20 protein-coding genes are annotated in these 26178 nt (G+C 64.3%); 10 read left to right on the top strand and 10 right to left on the bottom strand.

Going from position 1 to position 26178, the window contains the following annotated elements; all coding sequences use genetic code 11:
• The first annotated feature begins 351 nt into the window (after nucleotides 1-351).
• Complete coding sequence (locus tag NK214_RS04330; RefSeq protein WP_235084316.1) at nucleotides 352-1749, top strand: methyl-accepting chemotaxis protein; 1398 nt, start codon at nucleotides 352-354, stop codon at nucleotides 1747-1749.
• A 60-nt stretch (nucleotides 1750-1809) separates the two neighbouring features.
• Here the strand turns inward: NK214_RS04330 and adhE are convergent, their stop codons facing one another.
• The 3 genes from adhE to NK214_RS04315 all read right to left on the bottom strand — a co-directional run bounded on the left by adhE (nucleotide 1810) and on the right by NK214_RS04315 (nucleotide 6577).
• Entirely contained in the window at nucleotides 1810-4479 is a 2670-nt protein-coding gene (adhE, locus tag NK214_RS04325; protein ID WP_253313829.1) for a bifunctional acetaldehyde-CoA/alcohol dehydrogenase, read from the bottom strand.
• A gap of 428 nt (nucleotides 4480-4907) precedes the next feature.
• Nucleotides 4908-6035: a carbonic anhydrase gene (locus tag NK214_RS04320; RefSeq protein ID WP_233246641.1), complete on the bottom strand. Its 1128-nt coding sequence runs from the start codon at nucleotides 6033-6035 to the stop codon at nucleotides 4908-4910.
• A 158-nt stretch (nucleotides 6036-6193) separates the two neighbouring features.
• On the bottom strand, nucleotides 6194-6577 hold the full coding sequence (locus NK214_RS04315) for an ester cyclase (protein ID WP_107798202.1): 384 nt from the start codon (nucleotides 6575-6577) through the stop codon (nucleotides 6194-6196).
• 328 nt (nucleotides 6578-6905) lie between these two features.
• Here NK214_RS04315 and NK214_RS04310 point away from each other — a divergent pair, with 328 nt between their 5' ends.
• The 3 genes from NK214_RS04310 (at nucleotide 6906) to NK214_RS04300 (ending at nucleotide 9631) form a co-directional block, all read left to right on the top strand.
• Nucleotides 6906-7838 (top strand): LysR family transcriptional regulator, encoded by a 933-nt coding sequence (locus NK214_RS04310; protein ID WP_253313828.1) that lies wholly within the window; start codon nucleotides 6906-6908, stop codon nucleotides 7836-7838.
• Between the two features lie 94 nt (nucleotides 7839-7932).
• On the top strand, nucleotides 7933-9117 hold the full coding sequence (locus NK214_RS04305; protein WP_253313827.1) for an FAD-dependent monooxygenase: 1185 nt from the start codon (nucleotides 7933-7935) through the stop codon (nucleotides 9115-9117).
• Between the two features lie 121 nt (nucleotides 9118-9238).
• Nucleotides 9239-9631, top strand: a complete 393-nt coding sequence (locus NK214_RS04300; RefSeq protein WP_253313826.1) for a hypothetical protein — start codon at nucleotides 9239-9241, stop codon at nucleotides 9629-9631.
• Nucleotides 9632-9718: 87 nt separating this feature from the next.
• Here the strand turns inward: NK214_RS04300 and NK214_RS04295 are convergent, their stop codons facing one another.
• The 5 genes from NK214_RS04295 to NK214_RS04275 all read right to left on the bottom strand — a co-directional run bounded on the left by NK214_RS04295 (nucleotide 9719) and on the right by NK214_RS04275 (nucleotide 15585).
• The gene (locus NK214_RS04295; RefSeq protein WP_107798199.1) at nucleotides 9719-11155 is read right to left on the bottom strand and encodes an EAL and HDOD domain-containing protein; all 1437 of its coding nucleotides are present in this window, start codon (nucleotides 11153-11155) and stop codon (nucleotides 9719-9721) included.
• A 50-nt stretch (nucleotides 11156-11205) separates the two neighbouring features.
• The gene (aroC, locus tag NK214_RS04290; RefSeq protein ID WP_253313825.1) at nucleotides 11206-12306 is read right to left on the bottom strand and encodes a chorismate synthase; all 1101 of its coding nucleotides are present in this window, start codon (nucleotides 12304-12306) and stop codon (nucleotides 11206-11208) included.
• Nucleotides 12307-12363: 57 nt separating this feature from the next.
• Complete coding sequence (locus NK214_RS04285) at nucleotides 12364-13008, bottom strand: 2OG-Fe(II) oxygenase (RefSeq protein WP_253313824.1); 645 nt, start codon at nucleotides 13006-13008, stop codon at nucleotides 12364-12366.
• 59 nt (nucleotides 13009-13067) lie between these two features.
• The gene (locus NK214_RS04280; protein ID WP_253313823.1) at nucleotides 13068-13985 is read right to left on the bottom strand and encodes an alpha/beta fold hydrolase; all 918 of its coding nucleotides are present in this window, start codon (nucleotides 13983-13985) and stop codon (nucleotides 13068-13070) included.
• A gap of 388 nt (nucleotides 13986-14373) precedes the next feature.
• On the bottom strand, nucleotides 14374-15585 hold the full coding sequence (locus NK214_RS04275; protein ID WP_107798195.1) for an MFS transporter: 1212 nt from the start codon (nucleotides 15583-15585) through the stop codon (nucleotides 14374-14376).
• A gap of 119 nt (nucleotides 15586-15704) precedes the next feature.
• On the opposite strand from NK214_RS04275, the gene NK214_RS04270 reads away from it, so the two are divergent.
• Nucleotides 15705-17375 carry an SgrR family transcriptional regulator gene (locus NK214_RS04270; RefSeq protein ID WP_253313822.1) on the top strand — a complete coding sequence of 557 codons (1671 nt, stop codon included), beginning with the start codon at nucleotides 15705-15707 and terminating at the stop codon, nucleotides 17373-17375.
• A gap of 117 nt (nucleotides 17376-17492) precedes the next feature.
• Nucleotides 17493-17924, top strand: coding sequence for an Hsp20/alpha crystallin family protein (locus NK214_RS04265; RefSeq protein WP_235084336.1), 432 nt, complete (start codon nucleotides 17493-17495; stop codon nucleotides 17922-17924).
• Between the two features lie 80 nt (nucleotides 17925-18004).
• Here NK214_RS04265 and pepN read toward each other — a convergent pair whose 3' ends face one another.
• Nucleotides 18005-20629: an aminopeptidase N gene (gene pepN, locus NK214_RS04260; protein ID WP_253313821.1), complete on the bottom strand. Its 2625-nt coding sequence runs from the start codon at nucleotides 20627-20629 to the stop codon at nucleotides 18005-18007.
• Between the two features lie 82 nt (nucleotides 20630-20711).
• Entirely contained in the window at nucleotides 20712-22490 is a 1779-nt protein-coding gene (locus NK214_RS04255) for a M61 family metallopeptidase (protein ID WP_253313820.1), read from the bottom strand.
• A gap of 472 nt (nucleotides 22491-22962) precedes the next feature.
• Between NK214_RS04255 and ccoN the strand changes: the two genes are divergently transcribed.
• From ccoN to ccoP, 4 genes are read left to right on the top strand one after another with little or no spacing between them, the layout of a single operon-like run.
• On the top strand, nucleotides 22963-24387 hold the full coding sequence (ccoN, locus tag NK214_RS04250; protein ID WP_107798190.1) for a cytochrome-c oxidase, cbb3-type subunit I: 1425 nt from the start codon (nucleotides 22963-22965) through the stop codon (nucleotides 24385-24387).
• A 16-nt stretch (nucleotides 24388-24403) separates the two neighbouring features.
• On the top strand, nucleotides 24404-25018 hold the full coding sequence (ccoO, locus tag NK214_RS04245; RefSeq protein WP_019102681.1) for a cytochrome-c oxidase, cbb3-type subunit II: 615 nt from the start codon (nucleotides 24404-24406) through the stop codon (nucleotides 25016-25018).
• A 3-nt stretch (nucleotides 25019-25021) separates the two neighbouring features.
• On the top strand, nucleotides 25022-25213 hold the full coding sequence (locus NK214_RS04240) for a cbb3-type cytochrome c oxidase subunit 3 (protein ID WP_048410958.1): 192 nt from the start codon (nucleotides 25022-25024) through the stop codon (nucleotides 25211-25213).
• Nucleotides 25210-26127 carry a cytochrome-c oxidase, cbb3-type subunit III gene (ccoP, locus tag NK214_RS04235; protein ID WP_019102683.1) on the top strand — a complete coding sequence of 306 codons (918 nt, stop codon included), beginning with the start codon at nucleotides 25210-25212 and terminating at the stop codon, nucleotides 26125-26127. The genes NK214_RS04240 and ccoP overlap by 4 nt, the downstream gene beginning before the upstream one ends.
• The last annotated feature ends 51 nt before the right edge of the window (nucleotides 26128-26178 follow it).

Below are 26178 nucleotides of genomic sequence, written 5' to 3'. Positions count from 1 at the left end.
GGCGTTTCGCAGCGGTACTCGCCGCGCCGGCTTTCACGAAGCGCAGCAAACTTTGAACAGGTAAACGGCAGCGCCGCCGCCGGTGCTATGGCTTTGGATTGTCGTTATGGCCCATAACACATGGGGGTCGAGATTACCTCAAGACCCTTGTCATGTCATGTTTCAGAATATACATGCGCGCAAAAGGCATAAACGCGACGCTTTGTGATCAAGCGTCCCCGCTTAATGCCATAAGGATTTAACGCAAGCCCCGCCGCCGTTTCCGCCGCCGGCATCCGGCGGCCCGGCCCAAGCCGACAGGTGCTATCAATAAAGCGTTGAATCGGTTTATCGAGCCGGGAGCATGCACCCATGCGGCACCACAGCATCAGCCTGAAGCTCAACCTGGCCTTCATGCTCATCATGTCCGCCCTGCTGGCGGCCTTCGGCGCGCTGGACTATTGGCGCACCCAACAGGAACTGCGTCAGGAACTGGACGGAGAAATCGCCGCGATCAGCGCGCGGCTGGCGGCGAATCTGGCCGGACCCATGTGGAATTTCGACAGCGCCCAAGGCTTGCGGGTGCTGGAGGCTGAGATGGGCAAACACGCGCTCCGCGGCGTGTTCGTCCGCGACGCCAACGGCGTTCCCTTCGCCGGCTACCGCCGCGAGGCCGACGGCTCGCTGCTGCGCGGCGCCGCTCCGGCGCCGGACGCGGACCTGACGCGCGAACGCGCCGTGGTCTTTCACGACGGCGCGACCGCGCGCGTCGTCGGCAAGCTGAGCCTGCAAGTGTCCACGGAAGAAATCCGCGAGAAACTGCGCGCGGTGCTGTGGCGGGTGACGGCGGAAATCCTGCTGCTGGACCTGGTCACCGTCCTGGTGCTGTCCCTGCTGGTGCGCCGCCTGCTGCACCGGCCCATCCGCGAGGTGAGCCAGGCGCTGCACGCCATCGCCGACGGCGATCTGACCGCGCCGCCGCGCTACGCCAGCCAGGACGAACTGGGCGATCTGGCCGAATCCACTCGCCGGCTGGTCGCCAAGCTGGCCGGCATTCTGGCGCATATCGACGCTTTTTCCTCGGACCTGGCCAACGCCGCGCGCCAGATCAGCCAGGCGGTGGACACCCTGAGCCAGCAAGCGTCGGAGCAGGCCAACAACATCGACAAGAACAGCGCCAGCCTGGAACAGATTTCCGCCTTCGTGTGGAAGAACCGGGACGACGCCCGCACCACGGATCAGATGGCCAGCGACAGCAGCAGGCACGCGGCGGCCGGCGGCCAGGCGGTGGACGAGACCATCGCCGCGATGTGGGACATCGCCAACAAGGTGCTGATCATCGACGACATCGCCTACCAGACCAATCTGCTGGCGCTGAACGCGGCGATCGAGGCGGCGCGCGCCGGCGAACACGGCCGCGGCTTCGCAGTGGTGGCCGGCGAAGTGCGCAAGCTGGCGGCGCGCAGCCAGCAGGCGGCCAAGGAAATCAGCCAGCTGACGCAAAGCAGCGTGCGCCGCGCCGAACACGCGGGCGAACTGTTCAATCAGATGTTGCCGACGATACAGAGCACCGCCAGCTTCGTGCAGGAAATCAATCAGTCCTCCAACCAGCAGGCGCAGCGGGTGGAGCAGATCAATCAGGGCGTCAGCGAAATCAGCCGTTCCATGCAGGCCAACGCCGCGGCGTCGGAACAGCTGACCGCCACCGCGCGCGGCATGAGCGAGCAGGCGGTGGAGCTGGCGCAGACCATAGGTTATTTCAAATACTGAGCCGCGCCGTGAAAAAGCCGCCGGGCTGAGGCGCGGCGGCTTGGCGGACGGCGGCGGGACTCACACCGCCTTGAGCTTGCCCTTGGCCGGGCGCGCTTCCGGCTTGGCTTCGGCGCCGGCTTCGCGCTCCCAGCTTTCCTTGTAGGCGCGGCCGTAATAGCTGTCCAACAGCAGCTGCTTCAATTCGCTGATCAGCGGATAGCGCGGGTTGGCGCCGGTGCACTGGTCGTCAAAGGCGGCTTCCGCCAGCAAGTCCACCTTGGCCAGGAAGTCCGCCTCGGCCACGCCGGCGGCCTGGATGGACGCCGGAATGTCCAGTGTGCGCTTGAGCTCGTCCACCCACTCGATCAGCTTCTCCACCCGCTCGTGGTCGCGGCTGGCTTCCAGGCCCAGGTGGCGGGAGATTTCAGCGTAGCGCGCCACGCTCTTGGGCCGGTCGTACTGGCTGAAGGCGGTCTGCTTGGTCGGCACGTCGGCCGCGTTGTAGCGGATCACATTGCTGATCAAGAGCGCGTTGGCCAGACCGTGGGCCAGGCCGAACTCGGCGCCTATCTTGTGCGCCATCGAGTGGCAGACGCCGAGGAAGGCGTTGGCGAAGGCGATGCCGGCGATGGTGGCGGCATTGTGCACCTGCTCGCGCGCCTTGGGGTCTCCGGCGCCGTTGCGGTAGGCGGACGGCAGATAGTCCTTGAGCATCTTCAAGGCCTGCAAGGCCTGAGGGTCGGAATACTCGTTGGCCATCACCGAGGCGTAGGCCTCCAGCGCGTGGGTCACCGCGTCGATGCCGCCGAAGGCGGTCAGCGACTTGGGCATATTCATCACCAGATTGGCGTCGACAATCGCCATGTTCGGCGTCAGCTCGTAGTCGGCGATCGGGTATTTGACCCCGGTGTTCTCGTCGGTGACCACGGCGAACGGCGTCACTTCCGAACCGGTGCCGGAGGTGGTGGGCACGGCCACCAACTCCGCCTTGCGCCCCAGTTTGGGGAACTGGTAAATCCGTTTGCGGATGTCCATGAAGCGCAGCGCCAGGTCTTCGAAATGCACTTCCGGGTGTTCGTACATCACCCAGATGATCTTGGCCGCGTCCATGGGCGAACCGCCGCCCAAGGCCATGATCACGTCCGGCTTGAAGGCGTGGGCCAGGTCCGCGCCCTTGCGCACCACCGCCAGCGTGGGATCGGCCGGCACCTCGAAGAACACTTCCACCTCCAGACCCATTTTCTTCAGCAGGCGGATGGGCTCGTCGACGAAGCCGTTGTCGAACAGATACTGGCCGGTGACGATCAGACAGCGGCGTTTGCCGGACAGATCCTCCAAGGCCACCGGCAGGCAGCCGCGGCGGAAGTAAATCGACTTGGGCAGCTTATGCCACAACATGTTCTCCGCCCTCTTGGCCACGGTTTTCTTGTTGATCAGGTGCTTGGGGCCGACGTTCTCCGAGATCGAGTTGCCGCCCCAGGAGCCGCAGCCCAGCGTCAGCGACGGCGCCAGGCTGAAGTTGTAGAGGTCGCCGATGCCGCCTTGGGACGACGGCGTATTGATCAGGATGCGCGCGGTCTTCATCTTGTCGCCGAAGTAGCGGATGCGCTCGCCTTGCAGATCCTGGTCGGTGTACAGCGCCGAGGTGTGGCCGATGCCGCCCATCGCCACCAGCGCCGCGGCCTTGTCGCAGGCGTCGATGAAATCGCCGGCGCGGTACATCGCCAGCGTCGGCGACAGCTTTTCATGCGCAAAGGCCTCGGCGGCGGACACATCGCTGACTTCGCCGATCAGCACCTTGGTGGCCGGCGGCGCTTCGATGCCGGCCATCGCGGCGATCTTGGCCGCGCTCTGGCCGACGATGGCGGCGTTGAGGCTGCCGTCCTGCAGAATCACCTTGCGCACCGCCTCCGCTTCGCGCTTGGACAGGATGTAGCCGCCGTGCTTGGCGAAGCGCTCGCGCACCGCCTCGTAGATTTCATCGACGATGATGACGGACTGCTCGGACGCGCAGACCACGCCGTTGTCGAAAGTCTTGGACATCAGAATGGAGGCGACGGCGCGCTTGATGTCGGCAGTCTCGTCTATCACCGCCGGGGTGTTGCCGGCGCCCACGCCGATGGCGGGCTTGCCGGAAGAATAGGCGGCGCGCACCATGCCCGGCCCGCCGGTGGCCAGGATCAGATTGAGGTCAGGGTGGTGCATCAGCTGATTGGACAGCGCCACCGAGGGCTCGTCTATCCAGCCTATGATGTCCGGCGGCGCGCCGGCCGCCACCGCCGCCTGCAACACCAGCCGCGCCGCCTCGCAAGTGGAACGCTTGGCGCGCGGATGCGGCGAGAAAATGATGCCGTTGCGCGTTTTCAAGGAGATCAGCGCCTTGAAGATGGCGGTGGAAGTGGGATTGGTGGTGGGCACGATGCCGCAGATCAGACCGATGGGCTCGGCGATGGTGATGGTGCCGAAGGTGTCGTCCTCGGCCAGCACGCCGCAGGTTTTATCGTCCTTGTACTTGTTGTAGATGTATTCGGAGGCGAAGTGGTTTTTGATCACCTTGTCCTCCAGCACGCCCATGCCGGTTTCCGCCACCGCCATCTTGGCCAGCGGTATCCGCGCGTCCGCGGCGGCCAGCGCCGCGGAGCGGAAGATGTGGTCCACCTGCTCCTGGCTGAAGCCGGCAAACGCGGCCTGCGCCTTTTTCACCCGCGCCACCAGCGCGTCCAGTTCCAGTTCATTGCCAACGGTCATTTCAAGTCTCCCAAACAGTTAAACCTGTCGCAGCGAGAGAATGACTAATTAGTGACATTTTACTTTCATTTATGAAAATAAAATCTAGACAATAATATTGTCCATTCACCGCCCATTCTCATCGCTTCAAAACTTTTTTGTAGCAAGCGCATTACAGCGATACGCTTTCAACACCGAAAAACCCTGTCGCCCGCAAACGCGAAACCATAGCGGCGGCATCAATAAGTCCATGCTAAGCGAAAAAACGATATTCGTTTTTGCGCATTGCCAAACAAATACGGATTAAGCGGAGAAAAAATGTCACAACCGGAATCATGAGAGGAAAAGCGCGCGCATCGGCTGTAACGGCGACGCTACCGCGCCGACGCCGCGCAAATAGAATGGCCGCCTGTCGGCGGCCATGGGCGAAGCGGAAATGCGGCGCGCCGCTATTTCATGAAACTGTATTTGAAGAACTGGCCGGCGCGGCTCATTTCGCGGATCTTGGCCGGATCGGTCTCGCCGTTCAGATTGGTGATCACCAGCTTGCCGTAGCCTTGCTTCAGATCGTTGCGGAAGTCGTAGAACGCGCCCAGCACCGCCAGCTTGCCCGCCTCCACCTCGCCGGCGTAGGTCATGATCGCGGTTTCCACCTGATTGTTGACGTTCAGCAGCGCGCCGTTGGTGGGGTCTATGCCCTTGGGAATGTCGATGGTGGACAGCTCTTTGCGGATTGCCGGCTCCAGCCCGCCGTAGTCGCCGGAGGCGGCCTTGATCGCGCCGCAGGCGGCATGGCCGATGATGATCAGCAAGGGGGTATGCAAATGTCTCACCCCGTATTCGACCGAACCCTCGGCGGTGGCCAATTGATTGCCGATGTCCCGCACCATGAACAGATCGTTGACCGCGTCGCCGTGGAAGGCATTGGTTTGCACCCGGGAATCCGAGCAAGTCACCACGGTGGCGCGCGGGCTCTGATGCTCGGCGAAGCGCTCAAAATAGGCTTTGTCGTGCGCCTTCATATAGCGGGCGTTGGCTTCGACTATGGTCTCCACCACGCCGCGCACTTGCTGGGCCTCGGAGGCCAAATGCGCGCCGGCGTGCGCGTCGCCGTGCTCGGCAGCAACCGCCTTGCGCTTGGGCTTGACCACGCGGCGCTTTTTCACCGGCGCGTGCACTTCCGGACTGGGTTCGCTCAAATTTTTGGCCGCCGGCGGCGGCGCCATCTTCACCGCCGGTTCCATTTTCTCCGGCGGTTTGGCCTCGGCGTGTTTGGCTTCAGCGGGCTTGGCCTCCGCCGGTTTGGCTTCCGCGTGCTTCGCCTCCGGCTTGGCCTCCGCTTTGGCCTCCGCCTTGGCGGCGGGCTTGGCCTCGGTCTTGTGTTCCGCCGCCGGCGCGGCCGGCTTGGCCGGCTCCGCCTTGTGGGCTTCCGGCGCCGCCGGCTTCAACTTCAGCGGCAGCTTGATCACCGTCTTGGGCTGAGACCCTTCGGCCGGCGCCGCCTCCTCCGCCCAAGCCTGGGCCGTCAACAACAAGAGACAAAGCGCCAGTCGGCGCTTGCGTCCAAGCATCCCCATTTACCACTCCTTATTGTCATCTTGGCGGTCATTATATTTATGCAATATCGGCTATGTTTGATAAAACTGAAAGACGATATTAATTGACCGGTAATTAGCCCAAAAAAATGACAATAAGTTAAATTAACGCCGTTCAACATGCAAACGGCGCCGGCGGCTCAGCTGCTTTGTATCCAGTACTCGACAATGCGGCCATTCGCCACCCGGTAGCAGGCGCTGCCGATCTGGCGCAGCGGCTCGCCGCTGGGCGGGCGGCCGTCCAGGCCGGCCAGGTCATGTCCCAACTGGGTCCAGCGCGCGTAAGCCTTGTCTCCGTCCACCAGCAATTCGTCCACCCTCAGTTCAAAGGCCCCGTAGTCGCGCAGAAAGTCCCGCACATGGGCGGCGTAGTCGGCCGGGCTGCGCTCCAGCGTATGCGGCGACTCCGCCACCAATTGATGCGCCAATACCTTGGGCGCCAGATAATCGCCGGCCGCGTCCGGATTGCGTCCGGAACGCACCTCCTTCAAAAACCCTGTCACTACCGCTCTGGTATCCTGCATTTTCGTTTCTCCTCGATTCGACATCACGGTCAATGAAACACCCGTCGGTTCCGCGCGCAATCCACCGGATTGGCGCACTGCCGCCCTCCGTTCGACGCCGCGCACCTCGCCCGCTCCAGCGCCTCCGTTTCATCGCGCAACGCCCGCCGCGTGTGGGCTTGCATGCCCTGCCACCACAAACGGCCCAGCCGCCCCCAGAATCGACTCCACGCCCCCCAGGCTCCCAATGCCATGATGCGCTCCAATTGTTCTGCTATTGATCACGCAAGCATGCTAATCTACATGCGCATACAATAAAATCCGTGAAATATCCACACACTGTTCTGAAATGAAAACAAACCACCCTCCCTCTCCGGATGCTCTGCTGGCCTTCGACGCGCTGGCCCGCCACGGCAGTTTCACCGCGGCGGCCGACGCGCTCGGCTGCGCCAAAAGCCGCGTCAGCCAATTGGTCAAGCAACTGGAGCTGGAGCTGGGCGCGGTGCTGGTGCTGCGCAATACTCGGCGCGTGGCGCTGACCGAGGCCGGCCAGCGGCTGGCCGTGCACGCGCGCCAGCTGCGCGAGATGCTGGACCGGGTGCGCGGCGACGTCGGCAATGTGCAGGATTGCGTGGAAGGGCCGCTGGTGATCAGCTCCGCGTCCGCCTTCGCCCAGTTCCTGCTGGTCCCCATCCTGTCCGAGCTGTCCAATCAATACCCGGGGCTGGAGATGCAGCTGCAAGTGGAGAACCGGCTGCAAGACCCGGTGGCGGAAGGGCTGGATTTTTGCGTGCGCACGCGCAATGTCTACGACGACGGACTGGTGGCCAAACCGCTGGGCTTCATGCGCGAAACCGTCTACGCCTCGCCCGGCTACCTGGCCCAGGCGCCCAGGCTGGAACACCCGGAAGACCTGTGCCTGCACCGCGTGCTCTACGATTCCAGCAAGGCGCCCAGCGAGGCGGTGGAATGGGCGCTGGAGAAGGACGGCGTCTATGTGCGCATGCCGGTGCGGCCGGTGCTCAGCTGCAATCAGTATTCGCCGCTGGTGTCCGGCGCGGTGGCCGGCTGCGGACTGGCGCTGCTGCCCCATTACGTGGCCAGCAGCTTTCTCGCCACCGGCCAGTTGGTGCCGGTGCTGCCGGGCTGGAGCCACGATTGCTGGCCGGCCTTCCTGGTCTACCCTTACCGTCACCCGCTGCCGCGCAAGAACGAGATCTTCGTCCAGCACGTGGTGCCGCGGCTGCGCGCGCTGCTGGCGGCGGAACCGCAAACGGCTTGATCCAGGCCAAGACGCGCGGCGCCTCCCCTGGGCTATGCTGGCGCGCGACCCGGCGCTCGGCGAAAGGCGCGGGCAAACGATTGGAAAGGGATTTATGCAATACAGCGATATTCTCATCGTCGGCGGCGGCATGGTGGGCTCGGCGCTGGCCGCCGCGCTGTCCGGCCACGGCCTGAGCATTGCGGTGCTGGAGCAAGCGCCGCCCGCCCCGTTCGACGCGGCCCAGCCGCCGGATCTGCGGGTTTCGGCGATCAGTCCGGCCTCGGCGCGCTTTCTGCAGCGCATCGGCGCCTGGGACGCGGTGCTGGCGATGCGCGCGGCCCCCTATCTGCGCATGCAGGTGTGGGAGGGCGAAGAAGCCGACGGCACGCTGTTCACCGCCGAGGAGGCCGGCGAGGCCGCGCTCGGCCACATCGTGGAAAACCGGGTGGTGCAACTGGCCGCCACCCAGGCCCTGCGCCAATGCGCCGACGTCGACTATCTGGCCCCGGCCGCCATCCGCCGCATCGCCTACCAGCCCTTCGCCTCCCGCGTGGAGCTGGAAGACGGCCGTCAATTGAGCGCCCGCTTGCTGATCGCCGCCGACGGCGCGCGCTCGTCGGTGCGCGACGCCGCCGGCATCGGCGTCACCAGTTGGGACTATCCCATGCACGCGCTGGTGGCTTGCTGCGAGCAAGAGCAAACGCAGCAGGACATCACCTGGCAACGCTTCACCCCCACCGGCCCGCAAGCCTTTTTGCCGCTGACCGGCGAATACGGCTCGCTGGTCTGGTATCACCGTCCGCCGGACGTCCAGCGGCTGCTGGCGCTGGACGAGGCCGAGCTGGCCGCGGCCTTTCACGCCGCCTTCCCCCGCAAGCTGGGCGCGATCCGCCGCATCGTGGCCAAGGGCAGCTTCGCGCTGACCCGCCGCCACGCGCAGCGCTACGTCAAGGACGGCGTGGCCCTGGTGGGCGACGCCGCCCACACCATCCACCCCTTGGCCGGCCAGGGCGTGAACCTGGGCTTCCAGGACGCGGCCAAGCTGGCCGAGGTGATACGGGAAGCCGCGGCCCAAGGCCGGGACTTCGCCGCCGTCGACGCGCTGCAACGCTACCAGCGCGCGCGCAAGCCGGCCAATCTGGCGATGCAGACCGCGATGGACGCCTTCTGCTACGGCTTCGGCAACGATATCGCCCCGCTGCGGCTGGCGCGCAAGCTGGGGATGCGCGTGGCCAACCACGCCGGCCCGCTGAAACGCGAAGCGATACGCTACGCGCTGGGCTTGAAAGGCGGCTGACGCCCGGCGGCGTCTCCTTGAGCGGCCGGCGTCATCGCCCCTTGGCGGCTATGCTGAAGCGTCTGGCCCTCATCAGCGCCGCCGTCGCGGCGGGTCGGCCATCGCTCAAGGAGGCCATTCCATGAAACGTCTGACATTGCTGGCGGCGCTGCTTTACGCGCTCGGCGCCCTTTCCTCCCCCGCCTGGTCCGTCTCGCCTGCCCACGGGCCGCTGCTCAGCCAGGCTGGCGGCGGTGGCGGTGGACACGAGGGCGGCGGCGGAGGTTCCGGCGGCGGCGGACATGAGGGAGGCGGCGCCGGCGGTGGCTCCGGAGGCGGCGGCAACCATGACGGCGGCCCACAGGGCGGCGGTCATGCTCCCGGCAACGCCAACGGCGGCCCGCAACATGGCGCGGCCCCCGGCAATGCGCCTTCCGGCGCGCCCCATGGGGAACCGCCGGGAGACCGCCGCGCGGCGCCGGGCGCCGACGATGCGGCCGCTCAGGGACAGGCTCCGGCCGGCAACGGCCAATAAACAAGCACAGGAAAGCAAACAGGCCGCATCCGAGGATGCGGCCTGTTTGCTGTCAGCGCGCCGTCATGCCTGATTTGGAACAGGCCCTCAAACCGCCTCCACATTGTTGTGGACTTCGCTGTCGCGCAAGACCACCTGCGCCCACACCGCGGCGTCCATATAGTACTGGTTGACCAATTCCACCTCGAAATCCAGCACCTTGGCCAAGGCTTCAATCTGCTCGGTGTCGCCCTGCTCGCAGGCCAGCGCCATCGCCAGGAAGGGCGCGAACATGCCGCGGCGCTCCACCACCGCCTCGCGCACCGGCGAGGCCAGCTCCAGCGGGTCCAGCACATCGGGAAACGGCACCCCGAGCAAAACGTCCAGCATGGAGAACATGCCGGTGAGGAACAGATGTTCGGCCTCCACCCGGTTGCCGCGATAGCTGCCCATGCGCTCCAGCAGGCGGGCGCGGATCAGCGACTTTTCCAGCAGCGACACCGCGGTGCCGTCGTCCTTGCGCGCGGTGAACAACAGCATGGACAGCCACTTGAACAAGGTTTCCCGGCCCAGCAGCAGCAGGGTTTCCTCTATGGTTTGCACCTTGCGCGACAAACCGTGCACCGGCGAATTCATGAAACGCAGCAGTTTGAACAGCAGCACCGAGTCCAGCTTGAACTGGGTCTCGATCTCGGCGGCTTCGGCATTGGCGCGCAACATGCGCATGATTTGCAGCACCCGGGTCTGGCTGGCGTCCACCTTGCCGCCCTCCAGCGCGCGCACGGTGGCGATGAAGGGGCCGTGGAACAAGGCGAAACGATTATGCCCCGGCCCGCGCAGACAGACGTCCAGATCCTCGGCGGTGCCGACGTTGCGCGCCATCCAGCGCACAGTGGGATAACGCTTGGGCAGTTGATCCAGAATGGGCTCCAGCACCTTGCCGGACGGCGCGTCGAAGTCCAGGATCATGAAGTCCATGCGGCTGAACAAATCGTTCTGCAGGTGCGCCGGCAGGCTGCCCGGATCGTAGCCGGCCGGCTCCAGCGCGAAGCGCATCGCTTTTTGCTTGAGCGCGTCCAGCTGCCGGATCATCTCCTCGGACACCGAACCGGTCTGCGACGGCTCCAGCACGAAGATCACGCTGCTGGCCGGCATATTCGACAACATAGGCTCGTCCAGGGTGTCGATGGAGATATGGACAAAGGCGCGGCGGAAAGCCAGCAAGCGGAAGATGTCCATATTCTGCAGCGTGCTGAGCATCAGCCTGTCGAACTCTTGCTGCTTGCCGGCGGCGATATTGCGCTTGCCCTGGCGCACGAAGAAATCGTAAGCCACCACCCTTTGCAGCCTGTCCATCACCGGCTGATGCGAAACAAAGCCCAGGGTGGGCGGCAAATCCAGCGGCGGCGCGTTTTCCAGCTGCCGGCTGGCCGGCGAGTCGTGCGCCAGCTCGGTGAACGGCGCGGGCACGACCTGTTCGTCGCTGGAGGAGTCCGAAGATTTCTTCATACGGCCGGTCAGGCCGCTGATCAGATTTTTCAGCATGTTCCATCCTACCGGATATGCCGGCGTCGTCCCGGCTTACGGTTTACAGTCTAGCCGATTCGGCCGGCAATTCTGGGAGTATCTACCGAAACATCGCCGCATTGCGCGCGATAGCGCAAGGCGTGGTCGATCAACACCAGCGCCAGCATCGCCTCGGCGATCGGCGTGGCGCGGATGCCGACGCAAGGATCGTGGCGGCCGTGGGTTTCCATGGTCAGCGGCTGGCCCTGCTTGTCTATGGAGCGGCGCGGCTGGGCGATGGAGGACGTCGGCTTGATGGCGATGGACACTTCGATGTCCTGGCCGGTGGAAATGCCGCCGAGCACGCCGCCGGCGTGATTGCTGGCGAAGCCCTGCGGCGTCAGTTCGTCGCCGTGCTCGCTGCCGCGCTGGGTCACGCAGCCGAAGCCGGCGCCGATCTCCACGCCCTTGACCGCGTTGATGCTCATCATCGCGTGGGCGATGTCGGCGTCCAGCCGGTCGAACACCGGCTCGCCCCAGCCCACCGGCACGTTTTCAGCCACCACCCGCAGCCGCGCGCCGATGGAGTCCAGGCTCTTGCGCACGCTGTCCATATAGCTTTCCAGCTGCGGCACCACCTCGGGATCGGCGGCGAAGAAGGGGTTGCCGGGCACATGCTCCCAGCCCTTGAACGGGATGGCGATTTCGCCGATCTGGCTCATGTGGCCGCGGATGACGATGCCGTAGCGCTGATGCAGCCATTTCTTGGCGATGGCGCCGGCGGCCACCCGCACCGCGGTTTCGCGAGCGGAGGAACGGCCGCCGCCGCGCGGATCGCGGATGCCGTACTTATGCCAATAGCAGTAATCCGCATGGCCGGGACGGAAGGTGTCGGCGATATTGCCGTAGTCCTTGCTGCGCTGATCGGTGTTGCGGATCAGCAGCGCGATCGGCGTGCCGGTGGTCTTGCCCTCGTACACGCCGGACAGGATTTCCACCGCGTCCGGCTCGCGGCGCTGGGTGACGTGGCGGCTGGTGCCGGGCTTGCGCCGGTCCAGCTCCGCCTGGATGTCGGCTTCGCTGATCTCCAGCCCCGGCGGGCAGCCGTCCACCACGCAGCCAATGGCCGGGCCGTGGCTTTCGCCGAAGGAAGTCACCGTGAACAACAACCCCATGGTATTGCCTGACATCTTCACTGTCCTTTGTATGCGGAATCCTTGGCGAAGATTCTAGCACGAGCCGTCGGCCTACCAGCCGGCCGCCGTCGCCATGCGGCGGCGAAACCAGCCGGTGATGGACAAACGCTGCCGGCCGGCCGGCAACACCTCGTGCCAGAAGCGGTCGGACAAAAACAGCGCCAGGGTGCCGGCCTCCGGCCGGACGTCGACATGGCGCTCGCCGTCCTCGTCCAGATAAAGCCGCATCTCGCCGCCGGCGTCGGCCGGCCAGTCGTCGTTCAGGTAGAGCACCGCGGTCAGCGCGCGCGCGTCGTCGTCGCGGAAGCGGTCCAGGTGTTTTTTATAGAAAGCGCCCTGCGGGTACACGGCGAAGTGGGACTCCAAGTCCTCCAGCCCCATGTAGAAGGCCTGGTTGACCTCCTGGCGGACGGCGTCCAGCTTGGAGAAATACAAGGATGCGGCGGAATCGGCATTGTCCGGCTCCAGCCACAGCACCGAGTCGGAACGGATTTCGCTGCGGCGGTTTTGCTGCGCGGCGCGCCCGACGGCGGCTTCATGGAACTTGCCCTGCTGCCAGTGGACGAGGCATTCCTCGCGCAGCAGGCGGATGTCTTCGGCAGAGAACAGGCTGCGGTCTACGACCCAGCCCTGTTCGGCAAGGTTGTCGATAACGGGCCCTAGCAAATAGGGCGAAACTTCAAAGTCTTGTGTCATGGTTCATTCTCCCAGGCGCGATTTCTACCACAGCCGCGCGCCAAGGAAAATGTCATTTATCAGTAATTTTCGCTGACCTGATCATACTCACCATGCAGCCATGCCAATACCAGCGGGAAATGGTCCCGGATGGCATCAGGATGGGTCAATAATGACAAATGGTTGTAATCGTGCAGATGGCCGACGCGCCGGGACAGCAGGCGCAGCCGCGACAGGTGCGGGCCGGATTCGTCGCGGAAGCGGCGCACGTCCTCCGGATGGCCGCGGCAGGGATCGTGGCCGGCGGCGAAGTACAGGGCCGGCGGCAAACGGGCGCCTTGGGCGGCGGCGCCGTAATCGAAGCCGTCGTCGCTGTCCACCCAGGGCTTGGGCTGCGCCCACAGCTTGCTTTGCAGATGGCTCTTGTCGCTCTCGTCGTCCGCCCCCAGCCGGATGCGCCGCGCCGGCAGATAGCCGAACAGGCGGATCAAGACCCGCGAGGCGATATTCCACATGAAGTCCACCTCCACCAGCTTGTTCAGATTGCGCACCCGCACGCTGCGCTTGCTGCCGAAGTAAACCAGGCTGGCCACTTGCTCAGCCAGCTCGGGAAAGCGGATCAGGCAGCTGGACATGTGCACGCCGCCCCAGGAATGAGCCATCCAATGCAGCGGCGCGCCGTTCTTGAGTTCGCGGATGTGGCGATGCAGCGCCGGCAAATCCTCGCAGATGGTCTCGGTCTGCCCGTGGCGCGAGGCGCGGCTGATCTTGGGCAGGCTGCGGCCGCGGCCCCGCAGATCGGCGACGAACACATCGTAGCCGGCCTCGGCCAGGTAATGAGCCAGCCCTCTGCCGGAATCGCTGTAAAAAGTGCGGCCGTTGGCCATCACCCCGTGCAACAACAGCACCGGCGGGCCGTCCTCGCGGCAATAAATGCGTTTCAGATACAGCTGCTCGCCGCCCACCGCGACAAAGCGGTCCTGCTGGCGCTTTTCCATGCCTTCTCCTCGTATCGGCGTCTGCTTCGTCGTCTGCGCGACAATTCAAACAAGCGCTTGATCATGACAAAAAAGCCGCCAAAGAGAAAGCCCGCCTGCGTCAGAACCTGTTCAAAGTCTATCGAGCCAGAGCGAGACAAGGCGGACACGGCTGAAGAAGCGGAATGTACGGGTGGTAATGAGCATTCTGAAGACGTTTTCAACACCGTATCGCCGACGCGTAGCAGATCGTAAACAAGTTCTCAGAGCCTGTTCAAAGTCTCGCGAGCAAGAGCGAGACAAGGCGAAAACGAGCGAAAAAGCGGAATGTACACGTGGTACATGAGCATTTTGAGCTTGTACTCACCGTGCAACGCTTCACGAAGCGCAGCAGACTTTGAACAGGTTCTCAGGTCTTCAAGGCCGAAGCCTGCCACACGCCGCCGCCCCGGGCCTGCCGCAAGGCCTCGCCGCGCAGCGCCAGCCACCAGGCCAGCGCGCACAAACTCGCCATCGCCGCGAATAAAGTCCCGCCGGACGCGCGGGCCAGCATCCAGCCGGCCAGCATCGGCCCCAGCGCTCCGCCCAGACTGGCCAGATTCTGCGCGCCGTAGTAGACGCCCTTGCAGTCCTCCGGCGCGATCGCGTCTATGTACAGGTATTCGGCCGGCACCAGCACGATCTCACCCACGGTGAACACCAGCATCGCCGCGCACATGCCCAGCAGCCCGCCGGGGACCCAGCCCAAGCCCAAGGTGCCCAGCCCCAGCAGCAGAAAGCCGGCGCCGATGGCCTTCATCAAGCCGGCGTCGCCTATCCGCCGGCCCAGCGGGTATTGCAGCAAGATCACGCCGACCGCATTGCAGCTGATCAGCGCCGACATCCAACGCAGCACCTCGGCCTCCGGCAAGCTCTGCATCAGATACAGGGGCAGATAGCTGGAAAAACGCGCGTACACCAAGTTGGCCAAGGCGCAACTCAGGGTGAACAAGACCAGCACCCGGTCTTGCCGCAAACGGCCCAGCGTCGCCAAAAAGCCCGGCGCAGGCGCGCCGGCCTCCCGGCTGGGCGCGCAAGGGCCGCGCGGCGTCGCCGCTCCGCCGGCCGCGGCCAGCGCGATCGCGCACCAGAACGGCCAGTTCCCGTCCCAAGCCAACAGCAGGCTGCACAGCAAGGGCCCCAGCGCCCAGCCGACATTGGCCAGGGTGTAACGCAGGGAAAAGGCCTTGCCGCGCCGCTCCGGCGGCAGCAAATCGCTGATCATGGCCTTGATCGCGATGCTGTGCACCGCCTGGCCGATCTCGCTGAGCGCCAGCGCCAGCGCGCTCCACCACAGCTGCTGGCTCAGCGGCAGCACCAGATAGTTCAACGCGATCAAGGCCGCGGCGCCCAGCAGCACCGGCCGCCGCGGCCAACGATCCAGCAAATGGCCGCCGTACAAGCCCATCAAGGCGGACAGCAGCAAGACGCCGCCCAGCAGCAGGCCGGTCTGCTCGCCGCTCAAGCTCAGTTGCCGCCCCAGGGTCAGCACCAGCAGCGGCGCGATCACCGCCCGGCTCATCGTCAACAACCAGGAGCCGGCCAGCAGCCAACGCACCTGGATTTCTTTTTCGCCAATCATGCCAAGGCCTATGCAAACAGGAAGTGCCCCCAGTATCCTGCTAAAAGCGGAATGTAAAAATGGATGCGAACCAAACAAATTGCTTCCGCTTTTAGCCTAGTCCTCAACCGGAAACGAGCATGAAGCTGGAACGACAATATCAGGCGCTGCACCAGGCCTACGCCGGCCGGCAGCCCGCCCAGCCGGGGCTGGCCGAGCTGTGCGCGCTGTGGGACTGCAGCGAGCGCAACGCCCGGCTGCAGCTGGCCAAGATGCGCGAGCGCGGCTGGCTGGCCTGGGAGCCGGGCCGGGGGCGCGGCCGCAAATCGCGGCTAAGCCTGCTCTGCCCGCCGGAACAGCTGGAATGGCAGCGTCTGCAGCGCTTGCTGCGCGACGGCAAGCTGGAGCAGGCCTTCGCCCAATTGCCGCCGCAGCGGCGCGAACAATTGCTGAGCGCGCTGCCGCAATACCTGGGCAGCGCCGCGCAAGGCCGCTGCCTGCGCATCCCGATACCGCATGCGCCGCTGAGCCTGGACCCGGTCACCGTCAGCGGCCGGCTGGAATCCCATCTGGTCCGGCAGATATTCGACCGGCTATGCCGTTTCGACCGCGCGCTGCAAAGCCTGCAGGGCGGCCTGGCCCATCACTGGGAAAGCGACGCCGCGGCCAAGCGCTGGCGCTTCTGGCTGCGCCCCGGCCTGCAATTCCACGACGGCTCGCCCTTGCAGGCCGACGCCGCGGCCGCCAGCCTGCTGCGACTGCGCGAATCCGACAATCCTTATCAGCGGCAATACCGCCACCTGAGCGCGGTCGAGGTCCACGATCCGCTGTCCTTCAGCTGCCGCTTGGACGACGGAGATTTTCTATGGCCGCAGCGGCTGGCCACCGCCAACAGCTCCATCGTCCCCTTACGGCGCGGCGCCGACTTCGAACGCCTGCCGGTGGGCAGCGGTCCGTTCCGGGCGCTGCGCCACAGCGAGCAGCGGCTGAGCCTGGCCGCCTTCGCCGCCCATTACCGCGAGCGGGCGCTGCTGGACGAGATCGAGCTCTGGTTCATTCCCTCCGGCGACGACGGCCAGGACTTCCACCTGCGCCTGGATTACGCCAACGACGACGCCAACGGCACGCTGCAATCGGCCTGCACCTATTTGCTGCTGAACCCGGCCTTGCCGGACAGCGAGCGCGCTCCGCTGATGCGCTGGCTGGCCGAGCCCGCGCTGGTTCAGGCCAACGACGTTCTGCAGACGCCGGCGGCCGGCCTGCTGCCGGGCTGGCGACATCCCTTGCCGCGGGCCGAGCGCCGCCCCCGGCTGGACCGCGCCTGCCTGCGCCTGTTCCATTACGACCTGCCCTGCTTTCCGCCGCTGGCCGCCGCCATCCGCCAGCGCCTGGCCGGCCTGTCCATCGACCTGGAGATCCACGCCCTCAGCCGGCGCGCCTTTTTTCACGATCAGGACTGGTGGCGGCAGGCCGATCTGATGTTGTGCAGCGAGGTCTTGCACGACGATCGCGACTACAGCTGCCACGAATGGCTGGGCACCCGGCAACCGTTGCAGCGCGGCCTGGGCGCAGCGGCTCAGGCGCGGCTGAACGCGCAATTGCGGGACATCCAGCGCCAGCCGGACACCCAACAGCGGATGGCCGGTTACGCCGCCATCGGCGACTGGCTGTGCGCCGAGGGCTGGGTGCTGCCGCTATCGCATGAGCGCCAGGGCCATCAGGCCAGCCCCCAGCTGGCCGGCCTGCAAATGAGCGAAAACGGCTGGACCGATTTCGCCGGCCTATGGCTGAGACCTGTCCAATCGGACTGATGCGCGCGCGTCCCGCCACATTCCGCCCGCGCCGGGGCTTGAGAATCCGCGCGGCGTCCCTATATCGACAACAGGGCCCGCTTTACATCTAATCCATTGATCTAAAAGGAGAGTAAGATGAACATCCTGCCTTCCCGCGGCAATGTTAGCCTGTTTGACGAACTGTTCCGCGACTTCAGCCCCGGCTTTTTCATCAAGCCGCTGCACGGCGATCCCCTGCCCAGCCAGATCAAGATCGACGTGAGGGAATCCGAAACCCAGTTCACCGTTCACGCGGAAATCCCCGGCGTCGGCAAGGAAGATATCCATGTGGAAGTGGACGGCCCGCTGGTCACCATCAAGGCGGAAGTGCGCCAGACGGACAGCGAGCGCAAGGACGAACGCCCGCTGCGCACCGAGCGGTTTTACGGCGCGGTGTCGCGCAGCTTCCAGCTGCCGGCCGAGATCGAACGCAACGCGGCCAGCGCCAAGTATGAAAACGGCGTGCTCAGCCTGACGCTGCCGAAGAAACAAGGCGGACAGGGCGGACAGCGGCTGCGCGTAGAATAAGCCGCGCCGGGCAACCCAAGCCGCCATGAAAAAAGCCCCGGTTTGAAACCGGGGCTTTGTTTTGAGCGGCGCGAGACGGCTCAGGCTTCCAAAATCTTGGACACGATCTCGTACACGTCCTTGGACAGCGTTTGCCCGGCCAGGCGCTGCAATTGCTCGCGCATCAGCGCCTGACGCGCCGGCTCCAGCTTCTTCAGCCGGCGGAAGGCGTTGACGATGCGGCTGGCCACCTGCGGATTGATCGCGTCCAGCGCCAGCACCTGATCGGCGAGGAAGCGATAGCCGCTGCCGTCGGCGGCGTGGAACAAGGCCATATTGGCGCCGAAGGTGCCGATCAGCGCGCGCGCCTTATTGGGGTTCTTCAAGGTGAAGGCCGGGTGCTGCATCGCCGCCTGCACATGCTCCAGCGTGCCCGACAGCTGGCTGCTGGCCACCAGCATGAAGAACTTGTCCATCACCAGCGCATCGCCCTGCCAGCGGGCGGCGAAGGCGGTGAAGCAATCGTCGCGCTCGGCGCCGTCGCGATCGCGCAAGGCCAGCATCGCGCCCATCTGGTCGGTCATATTGTCCGCCTCCTGGCACTGCTTGGAGGCGGCCTCCGCCGGCCAGGCGTCGTCCAGGCGGTTCAGCATGGCCAGCGCGCGGTTCTTCAGATCGCGCTTGCCGGCGTCCTGCGGCTTGTAATCGCGGGTCTGGCTCAGCTCGTACGCCTCGCGCCACTCGCCGCGCAGCGCCTGCGCCAGCTCGTCCAGCACGAAATCGCGCACCTGATGGATGCTCGCCGGATCGGCCGCCTCCACCATCTCCAGGATTTCCGCCTCGGAAGGCAGAGCCAGCATCAAGGCCTTGAACGCCGGATCGGCGACATGGTCCTTGAGCACCGCGCGGAAGGCGGCGACGAAGGTTTCCGGCAACTTCAGCTCGCCGCCGGCGGCCAGCGTCGTCAACAGCTGCTTGAACAGGCGCTCGGCCAAGGTCTGGCCGGCTTCCCAGCGGCTGAAGCTGTCGCTGTCGTTGGCCATCAGGAAAGCCAGTTGGTCGTCGCGCCAATCGAAATCCAGCTTCACCGGCGCGGAGAAGCCGCGCAGCAGCGAAGGCACCGGCTCGGCCGGCACGTCGACGAAGGTGAAGCTCTGCTCCGCCGCCTTGACGTCCAGCACCCGGGTGCCGCCCTGCGCCTCGGCCTCGCCCTCCAGCCGCAGCGGCAGGTCGGCGCCGTCCGCGCCCACCAGACCCAGGGCCAGCGGGATGTGGAAGGGCTGCTTCTGCTCCTGGCCCGGGGTGGCCGGGCAGGATTGGCGCACGTTCAGGGTGTAGCTGCGCGCCACGCTGTCGTAACGGCCGCTGACGCTGAGCACCGGGGTGCCGGCCTGGCTGTACCACAGGCCGAACTGACCCAGGTCCACGTCGTTGGCGTCGGCCATCGCCGCGCGGAAGTCGTCGCAGGTCACCGCCTGGCCGTCATGGCGTTTGAAATACAGGTCCATGCCCTTGCGGAAGCCGGCTTCGCCCAGCAAGGTGTGATACATGCGCACCACTTCCGCGCCTTTTTCATACACCGTCATGGTGTAGAAATTATTCATCTCGATATAGCTGTCCGGGCGGATGGGATGGGAGGTGGGGCCCGCGTCCTCCGGGAACTGATGAGCGCGCAGGCCCTTGACGTCCTCGATGCGCTTGACCGCGCGGCTGCTCATGTCCGCGCCGAACTCCTGGTCGCGGAACACGGTCAGGCCTTCCTTCAGCGACAGCTGGAACCAGTCGCGGCAGGTGACGCGGTTGCCGGTCCAGTTGTGGAAGTATTCATGGCCGATCACCCGCTCCACGCCCTGGAAGTCGGCGTCGGTGGCGGTGTCCTTGCGCGCCAGCACGTACTTGGTGTTGAAGACGTTGAGGCCCTTGTTCTCCATCGCGCCCATATTGAAGTCGCCGACGGCGACGATCATATAGATGTCCAGATCGTATTCCAGGCCGAAGCGCTGCTCGTCCCACTTCATCGAGTGCTTCAGGGACTCCATCGCGTGCTGGGTCTTGTCCTGATCGGCCGGTTCGGTCCAGATCTCCAGCGCCACTTCGCGGCCGCGCATGGTGACGAACTTGTCCTTCAGCGCCGTCAGCTTGCCGGCCACCAAGGCGAACAGATAAGACGGCTTCTTGTACGGGTCCACCCACTTCACCCAGTGGCGCTTCTTGTCCACCATGCCCTCGCCCACCTTGTTGCCGTTGGAGAGCAGCACCGGGAATTTGTGCTTGTCCGCCATGATGGTGGTGGTGAACTTGGCCATCACGTCGGGACGGTCCAGGTAATAGGTGATTTTGCGGAAGCCTTCCGGCTCGCATTGGGTGAACAGATTGCCGTTGGACGCGTACAAGCCCATCAGACTGGTGTTGGCCGCCGGATCGATCTCGGTTTCCACTTCCAGGATGAAGCTGTCCGGCACTCCGCGCACGGTCAGTTGATCGTCGGCCAGCGCGTAGCCGCCTTCGCCCAGGCGTTCGCCGTCCAGCGTCACCGCCACCAATGCGGCGCTGCCGTCCAGCACCAGATCGTCCTGGCGCGCGGCCTTGTCGTTGCGGGTCACCACCAGACGCGCGTGCACGCGGGTGGCGTCGTCTTCGATGTCGAAGCTCAGATCGACGCGGTCGATCAGAAAAGCGGGGGCTGCGTAGTCGTTGCGGTACTTGACTTGCGGCTGTTGAGCCATGTCTACGTCTCCTTCGATGCCGGCTGCGCCGGTCTTGGCTGGAGGGGGACGACGCCGGGCAGCGGCGCCGACCCGATGAATATTAGCGGCGCAGCCACTGCGCGCCGCCGTCCTGCAACAGCAGGCGGCAGGCGTCGGCAGGAGCGGCTTGCAATTCCACTTGCGCGCTGATCAGTTCGTCGCGGCGGAACCAGTGCAGTTTCAGCTTATCGCCGGGCTGGTAGCGCGCCAGCGCCTTGTCCAGGTCCACGGCCTTGAGCTTGTCTATGGCCACGATCACGTCGCCGCCGGACAGGCCGGCGCCTTGCGCCGCGCCGCCGTCGTAGACATTGAGCACGCGCACGCCCTGGGCCTCGGCCACGGCCTTGACCCCCAGGCTGGCCGGCGCAGGCTTGCCGCTCAACGCCAGGCCGCCGCGGTCGCCGGCGTTGGCCGCCGGCTCGAAGCGCAGCTCCACGCCCTGGGCCGCCAACAGTTCGGCCAGCGGCAGGGACTCAACGCCGCGCAGCGCGCGATCGAAAAAGGCCTTGAGGTCCAGGCCGGTGACGGCCTGCGCCTGGCTTTCCCACTCGTCCTCGGCCAGGCCCTTGCCGTCGTCCAGCCATTTGCGCCACAGCGCGCGCATCACGTCGTCCAGCGACTGACGGCCCTGGCTGTCGCTGCGTATGGTCAGGTCCAGCGCCAGCGCGGCCAGCGCGCCCTTGGTGTAATAGCTGACGATGCTGTTGGGGCTGTTTTCGTCTTGCCGATAGTACTTGGTCCACGCTTCGAAGCTGGATTGCTCCAGCGTCTGCTTCAAGCGGCCGGCGCCGCGCTCGACGCCGCTGATGGTTTCCGCCAGCAGGCCCAGATAGCGCTTCTCGTCTATCAGGCCGCAACGCACCAGGCTCAAGTCGTCGTAATAGGAAGTGATGCCCTCGAAGGCCCACAGCAGACGGGTATAGCCTTCCTGGTTCAGATCGTAGGGAGTGAACGCCGCCGGCTTCATCCGCTTGACGTTCCAGCTGTGGAAATATTCGTGGCTGATCAGACCCAGCAGCTTCAGATAGCCGTCGCCGATCTCCTCGACGCCCTGCTGCGGCAAGTCGTCGCGATTGGCCACCAGCGCGGTGGAGGCGCGATGCTCCAGGCCGCCGTAGATGTCCTTGCCGACGAAAAGCATGAACACGTAGCGCTCGAAGGGCGCCGGCTCGCCGAACAGCTTGATCTGGTATTCGCAGATTTTCTTGGCGTCGCGCGCCAGGCGCTTGAGGTCGGCGCGGAAGCGGCCGGAGACGACGAATTCGTGCGGCACGCCGCAGGCTTTGAAGCTGACGCGTTCGAAAGCGCCCAGTTCCACCGGGTGGTCGATCAACTCGTCGTAAGAGGCGGCCTGATAGCCGCCGAAGCCGGTTTTCTTGTCCGCGCCGCGCGCCGGCAAGCTGGTCGCCACCTTCCAATCGGCGTAGGCCTTGCCTTCCGGCGGCAGGATCTCCACCTCGCAAGCCTCGTTCTCGTAGCCGTCCGCCGCCAGGAAAACGCTGCTGCCGTTATAGAAGCCGCGCTGCGCGTCCAGATAAGCGCCGCGCACCGACAGATCAAACGCATAAACTTTATAGCGTAGAACCAACGAGCCCTTGACTGGCGCGGCTTGCCAACTGTTTTTTGTCAGCTGGACCAGCCGCACCGCTTTTCCCGCGGATTCCGCGCGAATTTCCACAATATGTTTGGAGAACTCCCGGATCATGTAACTGCCGGGAATCCACGCCGGCAATGAGAAAATCTGGCCATTCTTGGCGGGCCGGGAAACGGTCAGGACGACCTCGAAAAGGTGCGCCTCCGGGGCGCTCGGACATAGGGTGTAGCGGACGGAAACGGTCATGATCTGCCTGCAATCGTTGCAAAACCTTCTGATTTTAGCACTTGCCGCGGGTAAACGCTGCGTTTTATGACATCTTGATCCAGGTCAAGAAGGCTGGGCCGCCAGACAATACAATCTCGGTCAGTAGCAACAGTATTTGCAAGAACTGTCACGCTCGCTTGAGACATAAATAAAGACAAATGGGAAAGCGACATCCCCCGGCCGTCCAAACTGGCCCGATATGGGTAATTGATTTAGAATGCCGGGTTAACTAAATGGGGAAATTGCGCTGTCGCAATACGGGATGAACTGCTAATACAGACATCAGTACCGCTGCGATCTGGGTCAAGCGCTTGATTTTAATAAAAGTCGTTTTCCCTGCGGCATCGTCTGGATACAGTCACATCGGTACAGATGGGGACAGTTTCCCGGACTTCAAGCCGCCGATTAGATATGTCACGTTCTGAGTTAGCAACCTTGGAGAAAACCCTAAATGGAAACGCAATCCACTTATAACTATAAGGTGGTGCGCCAATTTGCCATCATGACCGTCGTGTGGGGCATTGTCGGCATGTTGGTGGGCGTCATCATTGCGGCCCAACTGGTCTGGCCCGAATTGAACTTCGGCCCCTGGTTCCACTTTGGCCGCCTGCGTCCTCTGCACACCAATGCGGTCATCTTCGCCTTTGGCGGTTGCGGCCTGTTCGCCACCTCCTATTACGTGGTGCAGCGTACCTGTAACGTCCGGCTGATCTCCGACAAGCTCGCCGCCTTCACCTTCTGGGGCTGGCAGCTGGTGATCGTGCTGGCCGCCATCACCTTGCCGCTGGGCCTGACCACCAGCAAGGAATACGCCGAGCTGGAATGGCCGATCAAACTGCTGATCGCGGTGATCTGGGTTGTTTACGCCATCGTTTTCTTCGGCACCATCGCCATCCGCAAGGTCAAGCACATCTACGTGGCCAACTGGTTCTACGGCGCCTTCATCCTGGCCGTGGCCCTGCTGCACATCGTCAACTCCGCCTTCGTGCCGGTGTCGCTGTGGAAATCCTACTCCGCCTACTCCGGCGCCGTGGACGCCATGGTGCAATGGTGGTACGGCCACAACGCCGTGGGCTTCTTCCTGACCGCCGCCTTCCTGGGCATGATGTACTACTTCATCCCGAAACAGGCCGGCCGTCCGGTTTACTCCTACCGCCTGTCCGTGGTGCACTTCTGGGCGCTGATCTTCACCTATATGTGGGCCGGTCCTCACCACCTGCATTACACCAGCCTGCCTGACTGGACCCAGTCCGTAGGCATGGTGTTCTCCCTGGTGCTGCTGGCTCCGAGCTGGGGCGGCATGATCAACGGCATCATGACGCTGTCCGGCGCCTGGCATAAGCTGCGCACCGATCCGGTGTTGAAATTCCTGGTGGTTTCGCTGTCCTTCTACGGCATGTCCACCTTCGAAGGCCCGATGATGTCGATCAAGACCGTCAACGCCTTGTCCCACTATACCGACTGGACCATCGGCCACGTGCACTCCGGCGCGCTGGGCTGGGTGGGCTTCATCACCATCGGTTCCATGTACTACCTGATTCCGCGCCTGTTCGGCCGCGAATCCATGTTCAGCCTGAAGCTGGTTGAAGCCCATTTCTGGCTCGCCACCGTCGGCGTGGTGCTGTACATCGCCGCGCTGTGGATCTCCGGCGTGACCCAGGGCCTGATGTGGCGCGCGCTGAACCCGGACGGCACCCTGACCTACGCCTTCGTAGAGGCGGTCAAGGCCACCTATCCGTACCACTTCGTGCGTCTGCTCGGCGGCTTCCTGTACCTGCTCGGCATGTTCCTGATGGCCTACAACACCTTCCGCACCGTAACCGCGGGCCGTGCCGTAGACGCCAAGATCCCGGCCATCACCGCCCACGCTCATTGAGGCGCAAGGAAACATCATGGATAAGATACAAAAACTGATCGAAGAACACGTCGGCTATCTGATCGTGTTTACCCTGCTGGTCGTCAGCGTGGCCGGTCTGGTGGAAATTCTGCCGCTGGCCTTCCAGAAATCGACCACTCAGCCGGTGGCCGGCGTCAAGCCCTACACCGCCGTGCAGCTGGCCGGCCGCGACATCTACATCCGCGAAGGCTGCCATACCTGCCACACGCAGATGATCCGTCCGTTCCGCGCTGAAACCGAGCGCTACGGCCACTACTCCGTGGCCGGCGAATCGGTGTACGACCACCCCTTCCTGTGGGGCTCCAAGCGCACCGGTCCGGACCTGGCCCGCGTGGGCGCCCGTTACTCCGACGAATGGCACCGCGTGCACCTGATCAACCCGCGCGACGTGGTTCCCGAGTCCAATATGCCGGCCTTCCCGTGGCTGGCCAAGAATCTGGCCGACGCCGACATTGTGCCGACCAAGATGAAGGCGCTGCGCCTGGTGGGCGTTCCCTATACCGACAAGGACATCGCCGAGGCCAAGGCCCAGGTGGAGGGCAAGTCGGAAATGGACGTGCTGGTCGCTTACCTGCAAGGCCTGGGCCTTGCCTTGAAGAACGTTCGTTAAGCCATGGACTGGGTAACCATCGGACGCTCGCTGTTCACGGTAGTGTGCTTTGCATTCTTCATCGTGGTGCTGGGCATCGCCTACAGCAAGCGCTCCAAGAACCGGTATGAGGACGCGGCCAACCTGCCCTTCCTCGACGACGACAAGGTGCAGGAAGCGGAACAAGACCAAGCTTCCAACGGAGCAAGAAAATGAGTGATTTCGTGAGCGAATTCTGGAACATCTGGATCACCGCGATCGTGCTGGGCGGCCTCGTCTGGCTGACCTATCTGGTGTTTTCGCAATCCAAGATCAAGGTGCAAAAGGGCGAACAGGTGGAGATCACCGGCCACGTGTGGGACGGCGACCTCTCCGAGTACAACCACCCGCTGCCGCGCTGGTGGATGCTGATGTTCTACGTGACCCTGGCCTTCGCCGTGGTCTATCTGATCCTGTATCCCGGCCTCGGCACCTGGAAAGGCGTGTTCGGCTGGACCTCGGTAGACCAGTACAAGAAGGAACGCGCGCAGGCGGAAGCCAAGTATCAGCCGCTGTACGACCAGTTCCTGAAGCAGGACGTCAAGGCCGTGGCCGCGGATCCCAAGGCTCAGGAAATGGGCAAGCGCCTGTTCCAGACCTACTGCGTGCAATGCCACGGTTCCGACGCCCGCGGCGCCAAGGGCTTCCCCAACCTGACCGACAACAAGTGGCTGTGGGGCGGCGACATCAAGACCATCCACACCACCATCTCCGAAGGCCGTCACGGCCAGATGCCGGCCTGGGGCGCGGCGTTCGGCGAGGAAAAGGTCAAGGACGTGGCCAACTACGTGCTCTCCCTGTCCAAGCGCAAGCATGACGCGGAGCGCGCGGTGCGCGGCAAGGAAACCTTCGCCACAGTCTGTATCGCCTGCCACGGCGCGGACGGCAAGGGCAACCCGCAGCTGGGCGCGCCCAACCTGACCGACAACAACTGGCTGTACGGCGGCAGCGAGAAAACCATCATCGAAACCATCACCAACGGTCGCAACAACCAGATGCCGGCCTGGAAAGACTTCCTGGGTGAAGGCAAGGTGCATCTGTTGACCGCTTACGTCTGGGGCTTGTCCAACAACCCCAAAGCGCCGCAATAACCGGTGCCGACCTACTGCCCGCTCACGCGGGCAGTATTCTTTCGCGAGGAT

The sequence above is a fragment of the Chromobacterium sp. S0633 genome (assembly GCF_024158805.1).
In the GTDB taxonomy this organism is placed as follows: Bacteria; Pseudomonadota; Gammaproteobacteria; order Burkholderiales; family Chromobacteriaceae; genus Chromobacterium.
Note: the sequence above shows the minus strand (reverse complement) of the source record. Positions and strands in the feature narration are given on the sequence as shown.

Bases quoted from the DNA above. Each gene is read 5' to 3' on its own strand.
- pepN (WP_253313821.1), bottom strand. From the start codon at position 20,629: ATGGCTCAACAGCCGCAAGTCAAGTACCGCAACGACTACGCAGCCCCC.
- NK214_RS04265 (WP_235084336.1), top strand. From the start codon at position 17,493: ATGAACATCCTGCCTTCCCGCGGCAATGTTAGCCTGTTTGACGAACTG.
- NK214_RS04320 (WP_233246641.1), bottom strand. From the start codon at position 6,035: ATGGGGATGCTTGGACGCAAGCGCCGACTGGCGCTTTGTCTCTTGTTG.
- NK214_RS04295 (WP_107798199.1), bottom strand. From the start codon at position 11,155: ATGCTGAAAAATCTGATCAGCGGCCTGACCGGCCGTATGAAGAAATCT.
- NK214_RS04310 (WP_253313828.1), top strand. From the start codon at position 6,906: ATGAAAACAAACCACCCTCCCTCTCCGGATGCTCTGCTGGCCTTCGAC.
- NK214_RS04270 (WP_253313822.1), top strand. From the start codon at position 15,705: ATGAAGCTGGAACGACAATATCAGGCGCTGCACCAGGCCTACGCCGGC.
- ccoO (WP_019102681.1), top strand. From the start codon at position 24,404: ATGGATAAGATACAAAAACTGATCGAAGAACACGTCGGCTATCTGATC.
- NK214_RS04280 (WP_253313823.1), bottom strand. From the start codon at position 13,985: ATGGAAAAGCGCCAGCAGGACCGCTTTGTCGCGGTGGGCGGCGAGCAG.
- aroC (WP_253313825.1), bottom strand. From the start codon at position 12,306: ATGTCAGGCAATACCATGGGGTTGTTGTTCACGGTGACTTCCTTCGGC.
- ccoP (WP_019102683.1), top strand. From the start codon at position 25,210: ATGAGTGATTTCGTGAGCGAATTCTGGAACATCTGGATCACCGCGATC.
- NK214_RS04255 (WP_253313820.1), bottom strand. From the start codon at position 22,490: ATGACCGTTTCCGTCCGCTACACCCTATGTCCGAGCGCCCCGGAGGCG.
- NK214_RS04315 (WP_107798202.1), bottom strand. From the start codon at position 6,577: ATGCAGGATACCAGAGCGGTAGTGACAGGGTTTTTGAAGGAGGTGCGT.
- adhE (WP_253313829.1), bottom strand. From the start codon at position 4,479: ATGACCGTTGGCAATGAACTGGAACTGGACGCGCTGGTGGCGCGGGTG.
- NK214_RS04305 (WP_253313827.1), top strand. From the start codon at position 7,933: ATGCAATACAGCGATATTCTCATCGTCGGCGGCGGCATGGTGGGCTCG.
- NK214_RS04285 (WP_253313824.1), bottom strand. From the start codon at position 13,008: ATGACACAAGACTTTGAAGTTTCGCCCTATTTGCTAGGGCCCGTTATC.
- NK214_RS04275 (WP_107798195.1), bottom strand. From the start codon at position 15,585: ATGATTGGCGAAAAAGAAATCCAGGTGCGTTGGCTGCTGGCCGGCTCC.
- NK214_RS04240 (WP_048410958.1), top strand. From the start codon at position 25,022: ATGGACTGGGTAACCATCGGACGCTCGCTGTTCACGGTAGTGTGCTTT.
- NK214_RS04330 (WP_235084316.1), top strand. From the start codon at position 352: ATGCGGCACCACAGCATCAGCCTGAAGCTCAACCTGGCCTTCATGCTC.
- NK214_RS04300 (WP_253313826.1), top strand. From the start codon at position 9,239: ATGAAACGTCTGACATTGCTGGCGGCGCTGCTTTACGCGCTCGGCGCC.
- ccoN (WP_107798190.1), top strand. From the start codon at position 22,963: ATGGAAACGCAATCCACTTATAACTATAAGGTGGTGCGCCAATTTGCC.